The organism is Mesorhizobium mediterraneum (assembly GCF_002284565.1).
Classification (GTDB): Bacteria; Pseudomonadota; Alphaproteobacteria; order Rhizobiales; family Rhizobiaceae; genus Mesorhizobium; species Mesorhizobium mediterraneum.
On record NZ_NPKI01000041.1, the window covers coordinates 117,882 to 127,515 of the forward strand.

At 58.9% G+C, this 9,634-nt stretch carries 9 protein-coding genes; 3 read left to right on the plus strand and 6 right to left on the minus strand.

Going from position 1 to position 9,634, the window contains the following annotated elements; all coding sequences use genetic code 11:
• Positions 1-77: 77 nt before the first annotated feature.
• From CIT25_RS29330 to CIT25_RS29345, 3 genes are all read right to left on the minus strand, one after another.
• Positions 78-587 carry a ferritin-like domain-containing protein gene (locus CIT25_RS29330; protein WP_095488657.1) on the minus strand — a complete coding sequence of 170 codons (510 nt, stop codon included), beginning with the start codon at positions 585-587 and terminating at the stop codon, positions 78-80.
• A 545-nt stretch (positions 588-1,132) separates the two neighbouring features.
• Complete coding sequence (locus CIT25_RS36985; protein WP_023801603.1) at positions 1,133-1,309, minus strand: hypothetical protein; 177 nt, start codon at positions 1,307-1,309, stop codon at positions 1,133-1,135.
• A gap of 503 nt (positions 1,310-1,812) precedes the next feature.
• Positions 1,813-2,736: a glycoside hydrolase family protein gene (locus CIT25_RS29345; protein WP_095488658.1), complete on the minus strand. Its 924-nt coding sequence runs from the start codon at positions 2,734-2,736 to the stop codon at positions 1,813-1,815.
• Between the two features lie 418 nt (positions 2,737-3,154).
• Between CIT25_RS29345 and CIT25_RS29350 the strand changes: the two genes are divergently transcribed.
• Both CIT25_RS29350 and glf read left to right on the plus strand, forming a co-directional pair.
• The gene (locus CIT25_RS29350; protein ID WP_095488659.1) at positions 3,155-4,327 is read left to right on the plus strand and encodes a glycosyltransferase; all 1,173 of its coding nucleotides are present in this window, start codon (positions 3,155-3,157) and stop codon (positions 4,325-4,327) included.
• Between the two features lie 2 nt (positions 4,328-4,329).
• A complete protein-coding gene (gene glf, locus CIT25_RS29355; RefSeq protein ID WP_095488660.1) occupies positions 4,330-5,499 on the plus strand; it encodes a UDP-galactopyranose mutase in 1,170 nt (389 codons plus the stop codon).
• Between the two features lie 24 nt (positions 5,500-5,523).
• Here the strand turns inward: glf and CIT25_RS29360 are convergent, their stop codons facing one another.
• Positions 5,524-6,672 carry a glycoside hydrolase family 1 protein gene (locus CIT25_RS29360; RefSeq protein ID WP_095488661.1) on the minus strand — a complete coding sequence of 383 codons (1,149 nt, stop codon included), beginning with the start codon at positions 6,670-6,672 and terminating at the stop codon, positions 5,524-5,526.
• Between the two features lie 213 nt (positions 6,673-6,885).
• The gene (locus tag CIT25_RS29365; RefSeq protein WP_095488662.1) at positions 6,886-7,350 is read right to left on the minus strand and encodes an SDR family oxidoreductase; all 465 of its coding nucleotides are present in this window, start codon (positions 7,348-7,350) and stop codon (positions 6,886-6,888) included.
• A 192-nt stretch (positions 7,351-7,542) separates the two neighbouring features.
• On the opposite strand from CIT25_RS29365, the gene CIT25_RS29370 reads away from it, so the two are divergent.
• Positions 7,543-9,003 (plus strand): glycoside hydrolase 5 family protein, encoded by a 1,461-nt coding sequence (locus tag CIT25_RS29370; protein ID WP_206073009.1) that lies wholly within the window; start codon positions 7,543-7,545, stop codon positions 9,001-9,003.
• A 151-nt stretch (positions 9,004-9,154) separates the two neighbouring features.
• On the opposite strand, the gene CIT25_RS29375 is transcribed toward CIT25_RS29370, so the two are convergent.
• Positions 9,155-9,634, minus strand: a 480-nt coding sequence (locus CIT25_RS29375; protein WP_167391098.1) for a YihY/virulence factor BrkB family protein, incomplete at its 5' end; no start/stop codon positions are given.

Consider the following 9,634-nt stretch of genomic DNA (forward strand, 5'->3'; position numbering starts at 1 on the left):
CACTGGTTCTGTTTCGAGCACCGCGCCGAAGGGGAGCGGTTTCTGTAGGCAGCAATCAATCAGAATGTCCGCCTACGTCACCGTTTCGCGGCATCGGAATCCCGCTCCTCGCGTCTGAGGAATTCACTGGTGACGGTGCCGAGTTTGCTTTCCAGCCATTCAGCCATCGCCTCTTCCTCGCGCAGGTTTGCCTTGCACGCGCTTTGGGTCTCGGAATCGCCGACCTCGCCGGCTGCGGCGATGAGCATTTTGTAGCTTGCGATCTCCATATGCTCGAATGTGTAGCTGGCCAGCGATCCTTTCATCACCTCGTCGCCTGCGAACAGGCCGCTGATGCTCTGTCCCATGGCGATTAGCTTACCGCCGGCGTCTTTAAGCGTTGATGATCCTTCCCCCATGCGATCGAGGCATTGTTCGAGACGTTTTGCCTGTTGCCTCGTTTCTTCGAGGTGCAGCGTCATCCGGTCGCGTAGCTCGGGATAGTTTTCGAGACGCTCGATTTGGCCGCTCAACATCGTCTCGGCCTGTTCTTCCATGGCGTGAGCGTCGCGAAGCCACTGCGTCAGACGTTCCTTGGAGTCGGTCATGTCTGTCTCCGTTGGTCAGCATAATTTTACTGCCATCGCAACGCCGCCACAGACCGTTAGTTCCGATCGCTCGATAGCTTGGTCCCCAACCGGGAACAAACACTCAACGACCGGCGTTTCTTGCACGAGGACCGGACTGCCGCTCTCCTCGGTCTGGGTGTGAAAGCCCGCTTTCTTTTGCACGTGCAGCGGGGGGCTCGAAGGCTTTCAAATGCCGCGCCCGCGTTTCAATCGCACCTGCCTCAGCCCTCACGATCTGGCTGTTTGTGAACGCGTCTTTGATCAGGTTTGCGCAGATGAATAAATCGACCATTTTAGCCGGGATGTGGAAGTCTTAGCTGTGACGATTGTCGCGGTTTTCCGAAACATTAGTAACCGATGAGTGCAATTTGCTGGAGGCAGTCCGGTTGGGTTCGTGACGCGGCATTGGCCAAACATCGATAATGAAGGCCAACCAAGCGGCTGGCTTGTTTGCGACGACGGCTCGATGGAGTCGGCGGACTTCATCCACTTTGATGACGCTACGCTTTGAAAGCCAGGGCGTCTCACCTCTTCTTGGTGGCTGCCGATGCGTTCTGCCCAGCCTTCCCACTTGCTTTGGCATCCTTGGAATGCGCCGCCAAAGCGGGCCCGGCGCCGGTGTCTTTCTGCATGTTTCCGCTGCTCGATTTCGCAGGGTTTGCTGTTTTGAAACTCTTGAGCAGTTTGCTGAAGAAACCCATGGTCGCCTCCATTAAAGCACCGGTAGGCAGAAATGCCCCGCTACCTCCTTGGTTCCGCGGAATCTGATACTGTCGCATTCGACTTGGCCGAATTGCTGTTGATGCCCAGTGCAGCTTCTCAGAGGGACCATCGACACTGCGCAGAGCAAGGCAGAGTCTCACCAGCGAAGGGACTAGCGAAGGCTGGATGGCGCAGCGCCTTTGCACTGGGCGCGATTTCGCGCAACGCTCAAAGCGGGCTATGAAGAGAGTGAGAATTCCCCGCTACCTTTCGGGCAGCGGGGTTCCTCGATCAGAGGCGGTTGAGGTCACGAGCCCGATCCCGCTCGATCTCGTCGGGAGTATAGTCTTCCGCCTCGGCGTCAAATCCTGTCCAACCGCCGGCCTCGTAGTCTCTGCGATGTTCGGCTAAGTCGACCGATCTGGATTGATTGAGGATCGCTCGGCACGCGGCAGCAACCCGATTACAAAGATGATTATCTGAAGTGGGCTGGTCGTCCCTGTTAGGCGACTCGTGAAAGGACTTGCTGATCCAGGTCGCACCTAGCCAGTCCGAAACGCCAGCGATGGTTCGTTGCCTCACGTCTGCTCTGGTAGAACAAAGTCAGTTTCCCGCCCTCGATCATCACCGTCGAATGGCCGTTCTCCCCAGGCTCACCAGGATCAAGCACAGGGCCGACCGACACGTAGGGACCCTGGACGTCGTCGGCGATGGCGAAGAATACGCGCTGACGACTTCCGCGCGGAACGTCGGGAAGGAAGCAGGTGGCGTTGAGAAGCACGCGACCGTCGGGCAATTCGACCAGTTGGGCGCCCTCGATCCCCCATTCGTAGTCCGGATGCTCGCGCGCATTGTGATGGGGAACGTCGAGATGGTCCAATATCTTGCCGAGACGTTTCCATGGCCCGAACCAGGAATCGGATTGGCTGCGCGCCAGATAGACGTCAGGCTGCGGCACCCTGGTGAATTTAGGCATGCCTGAATAGACGATGTAGCGCTTCCCGCCGATAATCGCCGGATGGGGATCGTAGATACCGTCCTCATCGGTGTCCGGCAGGGACAATATCGCCGGATTCAGCACCACCCAGTTGAAGCCATCATTGGAAACCGCATGCTCGCAACGTCCCCCCGACTTCATGAATTCGGTCTGGATAAACATATGGAAGACGCCGCATTCATGAATGACGCCGGGCGCCGCTATGCCCGATCCAGTTACCGCCAAGTCGAGCGCCTCATGCTCGGTCCACGGCCCATAAAGGTCCGGAGCCGTGGCATGTAGTATATTCCAGCTCTCGGTCGTGACAGTGCCGCTGGAACCGAAGACGTGCCAAAGCGCGCCGTCGAACACCGGACAGGGATCCTTCAGATCATCCACGGACTGCGGGTGAAACAACGGAAAGACGTTGGTTTCAAAGTTGAACTTCATTCCTTGCGGCTCTCTCACGGTGGCTGCCTGCATCGACCCATGCGTCGGGCCATCTGTGGCGACCAAAACGAATCATGCGCGGCTCATTAACTCTTATACCTGCGCTCATGAATGGTGGTTGAACGATTGAGCGGATTTCAGCCGTTCTGTGGCAATGCGCCACATTTGGCGAGATCTGAAGCTGCAAGGGCCTCCGCCTTGGCCGAGGCGACATGTTCTTCAGGTGTTGGTAGCAGCGCCGCTTCTCTTCGAACAATTACGCAAGTGGCCGGCTCGGCGGCTACAGCCAGTCAAAATCCGTGGAACAACTTACTCAAATGAAAGTTAGATGTGCGGATGAAGGCTTCATCAGGAGCGTGCTTCGATTAACATATGTTAATCTGGAGAATTACAGGCTATAACTAAAGAGGCTTGTTACATGAAAATAGCGGGTGGCAAAAAAAATAAATCAATTACCCCCATAAAATCGTCTATTATACTTTGCTTTTCTCACCTCAGGTGGGATTTCGTACACCAACGCCCGCAGCATATTCTGACGCGCGCCTCAAAACAGCAGCAGCTAATTTACTTTGAGGAGCCGATCTACGAGGAAATACGCTATCCTTCGATGCGGGTGAACGCTCGATCTGCAATGATCACAATCGTAACCCCGGTTCTTCCGGCCGGCATTTCCGCAACAAAGGCGGACGCTATCCAGCGCAGATTCGTCGACCAGATCGTCAACTCAACTCCGCATGACCGGCTGACTATATGGTACTACACGCCCATGGCGCTGCGTTTCAGTGACCATATAGCCTGCGATGTATGCGTCTACGACTGCATGGATGAACTCTCCGCCTTCAAGAACGCGCCGGCAGAGTTGCAGCAGATGGAAAAAGCGCTGTTCCAGCGCGCTGATGTCGTGTTCACGGGCGGGCAGAGTCTGTACGAGGCCAAACGAAGCCTCCACAAGTCGATTTTTCCCTTCCCCAGCAGCATAGACGTTGCGCATTTCCACAAGGCAAGAGAGCCCGGCGATGACCCTATAGACCAGGCAGACATACCTCACCCGAGAGTAGGCTTCTTCGGCGTGATCGACGAACGGCTCGACGTTGAAATGATCGCACAGGCGGCTGCGGCAATGCCCGAAGTGCATTTCGTCATGCTCGGCCCGGTGGTCAAGATCGACCCGCTAAGCCTGCCGCGCGCAAGTAACTTGCATTGGCTGGGTGCCAAACCCTACGCCGACCTGCCTGGCTATCTCAGGCACTGGAGCGCCGGCTGGATGCCCTTCGCGCTCAATGAGGCGACACGCTATATCAGCCCGACCAAAACTCCTGAGTTCCTGGCCGCCGGACTGCCGGTGGTCTCCACGGCGATTGTGGACGTCGTGCGCACCTATGGTGCCGAAGGCCTGGTCGACATTGTTGACGCCGAAGACATCGAAACCAAGCTTCGGTCCCTTCTGTCACGTCCCCGGAATTTCCTGTTGAAGGAAGTCGATGCCTACCTCGCTAACATGTCCTGGGAACGAACGTGGGACGCAATGGCTGCCCATATTCAGCGCGCCTATGCAATGAAAAGCATTGTGCCTTTGCGCCGGGGAGCCTGACCATGTTCGATTGGTTGATTGTCGGCGCCGGCTTCGCTGGCAGCGTGCTCGCCGAACGCATCGCATCGCAACGGCAGGAAAGCGTCCTGCTCATCGACCGGCGAAATCACATCGGCGGCAACGCTTATGACTGTTACGATGAAGCGGGGATTCTGGTCCACCGCTATGGGCCGCATATATTCCACACCAACGCCCGATCGATCATCGACCACCTCTCGCAGTTCACCGAATGGAGGCCTTACGAACATCGCGTACTGTCTTCGGTCGACGGAAAACTGCTGCCGATACCGATCAACCTCGACACGATCAATCGCCTGTACGGTCTTGAATTGACGCCCGAGCAGTTGGAGGAGTTCTTCGCATCCCGGCGAGAAACGGTCGAGGAGGTCCGGACCGCCGAAGACGTGGTTGTGAGCACCGTTGGCAGGGAACTCTACGAAAAATTCTTTCGCGGCTACACAAGGAAGCAGTGGGGCGTCGATCCGGCCCAACTAAGCAAGTCCGTGACTGCGCGGGTTCCTACCCGAACCAACCGCGATGATCGCTACTTTGGCGACACTTTCCAGAATATGCCGGCTGGCGGGTATACTCGCATGTTCCAGCGCATGCTGGACAACCCGAGGATCAAGATCATGCTGCAGACCGACTATCGCGAAATTCGCGACACGATCCCCTTTCAGCGGCTGATCTACACCGGGCCGATTGATGAATATTTCGATTGGAGCCTTGGTCGTCTGCCTTATCGGTCACTGCGGTTCGAGCACGTGACGCTTGATTGCGAGCAGTTTCAGCCGGTCGCCGTTGTCAATTATCCGCAGACGGAAAACTATACCCGCATTACCGAGTACAAGCATCTGACCGGTCAGCAGAGCCCGAAGACCAGCCTGACTTACGAATATCCAACCGATATCGGCGATCCCTATTACCCGGTGCCGCGGGCGGAAAACGAGGCGCTGTACAAACGCTATGAAGCACTGGCAGCGGCGTGCCCGGACGTGTGGTTCGTCGGGCGCCTGGCCACGTACCGCTACTACAATATGGATCAGGTTGTCGGTCAGGCTTTGGCGACGTTTGCGCGCATTCAACAGAGCCTGCCGGCAAACGGCACCGTGCAGATGCTTACGCAGCGGACGACGCTCGGCCAACATTCGGAGCAGTTCCCCACCTACTGACGTGGCCCGCTCCTTCTTCGACCGCTACGAAACACCTGCCGCGAACAATCTGCGCTGGCGATCCAATTCATCGGCAACCGGCTGGCGAAGACTGCGCGAACCGTCGGCATGAATCGTGGAGAACAAGCCGACTTCCGCGTGGCGCGAATTGTCCCAGCCGGGATACGCGGTCACCGGGTACAGACATATACCCTGAACCGGGGCATCACGGCTCATTGCGTCACGGACCTCATCGCAAACATAATGGAGCCATGCCGGCCGGCCTGATCCTTCAGCGCCTGTCTCGGCGATGAACATGGGCTTTCTGTAGCGCTCTGCGACTTCAACCAACATGTCGGAAAGCGCCCGATATTCGTGGTGGCCCATCGGTATCGTTGGCCCGTGAAAGTACCATTGATTGTGCGGATAAAAGTTAAGTCCGATGACGTCGACACAGTCGTCGCTGCCGCCCAATTCGGGCTCGGCACGTCCCGTCAGCATGTCATAGGCTTCAAACTGGCCCTGACGAACATTTTCCGCGCGCCGCTGCTCGGCACGACTACGGTCGCGGGGCGCCACATGGATTAGCGGTTCAGCCCATATGAACCGGCAATCAGGTTCGGCATCGCGCATCGCCTTGGCGCCGGCAACCGCTGCCCTCACAAGCTGTCGCTTGAACCATCCCCGCTTCTTCGGCCCCACGCGTGGGAAATAGCCGACCTCTATCGCCCATGCGAAAAATGAGATCTCATTGATCGGGCACACCAGGGGAGCTACTCCCGTGACGGAGCGGTGGACCCGGACAGCTTCAGCGGCGAAGCGAACATAGGCCTCTATAAAATCTGGGGCGCCTTGGTCTACGTGATCTGGTGAGCCATAGTGGAAGATATCCCAGACGACCTGCACCCCCGCCGCGTGGGCTGCTTCGATCATTGAGATCCAACCCGACCAGTCGAAGACTCCGGGCGCAGTTTCAATCAGGTGCCAGCGCAAGCCGTCGCGGATCGTATGAAGCCCAAGGGCAGCACAACTGCGATAGTCGGCGAGAGCGTGTTTATCGTGTGCGGTCGCGCGAATCAAATCAAGGCGCACTCCGTCGCCGCGCCGATGCGATGAACATTCGAAGCCAGCCATGAAGAAGCTGGCAAACGCGGACGGGCATTCGCCTGGCGGACGCGCCGGCTCGTTGCTCATACGTGCGACCCGTCGGCCAAGGCTCGCGCCAGAGCTCCCACTAGGCCATCGGCCATTGCTAGGCGATCGACCATTGCCAGTTTCGACCCCCACCACAATTTCATTCGGGCCGCCATCACGTCGCCTCTGAGTGGTACGGGTGCAAGCGTCGAATGTTGACCAAGCGAACGCGAGCGGGGCGGAGTCCAGGTGTTGCCGGTGAGCAGGGCGACCTCAGGATGACAGACTGGGGCTCTGAAGCCGAGCCTCGTTGATCGTCGTCGCGCTGCATAGTCCCTCCCAATGGAATGCGAGGAAGGAGAAGATCGCAAGCACGACAACGATAAAACCGATGAGATGGCGCAATCTCCCCCACATCGCGTACCGAACTTGCCTGCGAGCGTGAGGTTCCCCTTCGGCTGAGATATTTCTGGTTCGGCGGGCGACCCGCCCAACTTGGCATTCCTGCTCTTTGTCGACGAAGCGGCGCACTAAATCCGTGTCGGTACGATCAATGGGATCGCCCCGCGGCGGTGTTCCGGCCGTCGAGACGAGACGATCGAAAGCCCCGACTTCGTCGAACAGCCATGCAATTTCCGCCTCCTTCGTCACGTCGGCGGCGAGGGTTCTGACACGACGATCTGCACCTGGCGTGCGTTCTGCGGCCTGCAACTTCTCTGGTGACAGACCGACGATCATCTGGGACGGAGTCGACATTGCGATACGCTACGGCGCGCGCGGTTATGAGGGGGCGGCGTCGGAGCTCCTGCCGAGGAGGGCGTCTCTCCAGTCTGCAGTCCGGAGTTGCTGTACGGAGAACATCCACTGCCCGGCGAAACATTTTGCCATCGCGGCAGTTATACTGCTCTGCGGACGAAATTCGAGCATGCCTTGAACGATATTAGATTGGCGATACCGCTGGTCGGCGAAGTGGAAGACTCTGCGCCGAGATCGGCTGCGGGCCTGCCTTGGATCAAGGTGGCCGGTTCCTATTTCGTCACCGAGAACGGCCAGTCATGGACGCCGATTGGGCAGAACGATGCGGTAAGCTGGCCCGAACTCAATGGCCTGTTCCGGCGCGCCGATATGGCCGGCGTGGAAAGCCATCTCCGTTGGCTGAAGGAAAGCGGTGTCACCTGCCTCAGGCTGATGCTGGAATATGCCCAGGTTCGCCACCGCTACTTCGAGAAGCCGCAGGGCCGCTTCGTGCCGGCTATGGTGCAATTGTGGGACGACCTCTTTCGTCTTTGCGAAAGACAGGGCTTAAGAATCCTGCTCACCCCCTTTGATACGTTCTGGCAGTGGCTCCACTGGCGCCACCACCCCTACAACCGCAATAACGGAGGCGTGCTGGACCACCCGTCGCGATTCCTGATCTGCGCCGAGACGCGCCGCGCGATCAAGGCCCGGCTGGAATTCGTGGTTCGCAGATGGAGCGGCAGCGGAGCCCTCTTCGCATGGGACCTCTGGAACGAGATCCATCCCGAGCAGTCTCAGGGCAACGCGGATGGATTCGGCGCCTTCATCCATGATCTCAGCGATTTTGTGCGCCGGCTGGAAACGTCACTTTACGGCCGCTCTCACCCGCAGACCGTCTCGCTGTTCGGACCTGAGCTTCGCTGGCGGCCCCACATGCCGTTGCCGGGGCCGATCTTCCGCCACCCAGACCTCGACTTCGCCTCTCTCCATCTCTACGAGGAGGGCACAATCGACGACCCCAGCGACACGGTAGCGCCGGCGCTCGGCATGGCGCGGATCGTCGGAGAGGCGCTCGGCGAAATCCGTGACGGCCGCCCTTTTCTCGATTCCGAGCACGGCCCGATCCACTCGTTCAAGGACAAGAAGATCACGCTTCCGGAACCTTTCGATGATGAATATTTCCGCCATTTGCAATGGGCTCACCTGGCGGCGGGGGGCGCCGGTGGCGGCATGCGGTGGCCAAACCGCACCCCGCACATGCTCACCCCCGGCATGCGGCGGGCGCAGGGTTCGCTGGCCGATTTCCTCCCTCTGATCGACTGGGTTTCGTTCCGGCGTGCCCATCTCGGCAACAAGATGCGGGTTTCCGGTCAGGACGCCGCGGCTGTTGCCTGCGCTGACGATTCTCAGGCAGTGGTCTGGCTGGTTCGCCGCGACACGATCGGGCCAAACGGTATGCTGCGTGCCGGCGCTGCGCCGGTTCCGGCCGCCTTGCAGCTGCCCGGTTTGGCTCGCGGCACCTATCGCGTCATCGCCTGGGATACCGCGGCCGGCAGGCAAACGGCGGAATGGCAAGCGAATTCGGACGGCTGGCTGAAGCTTGATGTGCCGCCGTTCTCCGCAGATGTCGCGCTTGCTATCCGCGGGGTCTGAGCAGGATGGGGACTGCGCCTGAAGGTATTCATACGCTCGCGATCTGACTTGCCATAGCCCATGATGAGCCGTCCTTGCAAACTCGTCGCCAATGCTGATGTCAGTGATTGCGCCAAGCGAAGTTGCGCGGAGATTCCAAGTGATCTGCGCATTAGGTGTTGTGCTCGCCCGAACGCGACTGCTGGTCGGCGGCATCGGCCGATCCGCCCAGCGTGTCGGCGACCGTGGCACCTCGCGCACCCATCGGCTGCTGCGCACCTGTGGTGGTGTCCTTGGCGGTCTGATGCTCCATTCCGGCATTCAGCTCCGCGCCCACAATCAGGACAATCACGGAGATCCAGGTCCACATCATCAAGCCGATGACTGCCCCCAGGGCTCCATACGTCGCGTTATAGTCGGCGAAGTTCTCAAGATAATAGGAGAACCCTATCGAGACTGCGACCCAGACCACAGCCGCAAGGAAGGCGCCCCATGTCGCCCATTGCCACTTTGCCCTTTCACGGCTGGGGCCGTAGCGATAGATCAGCGTGATCCCGAGGCCGACCAGGAGCAGCATCATCGGCCACCGAAAGATCCGCACAAGGGCTTCGGTCCAGCCGCCGAGGTTCAGCAGCGCAAGCATGGCCGGCAC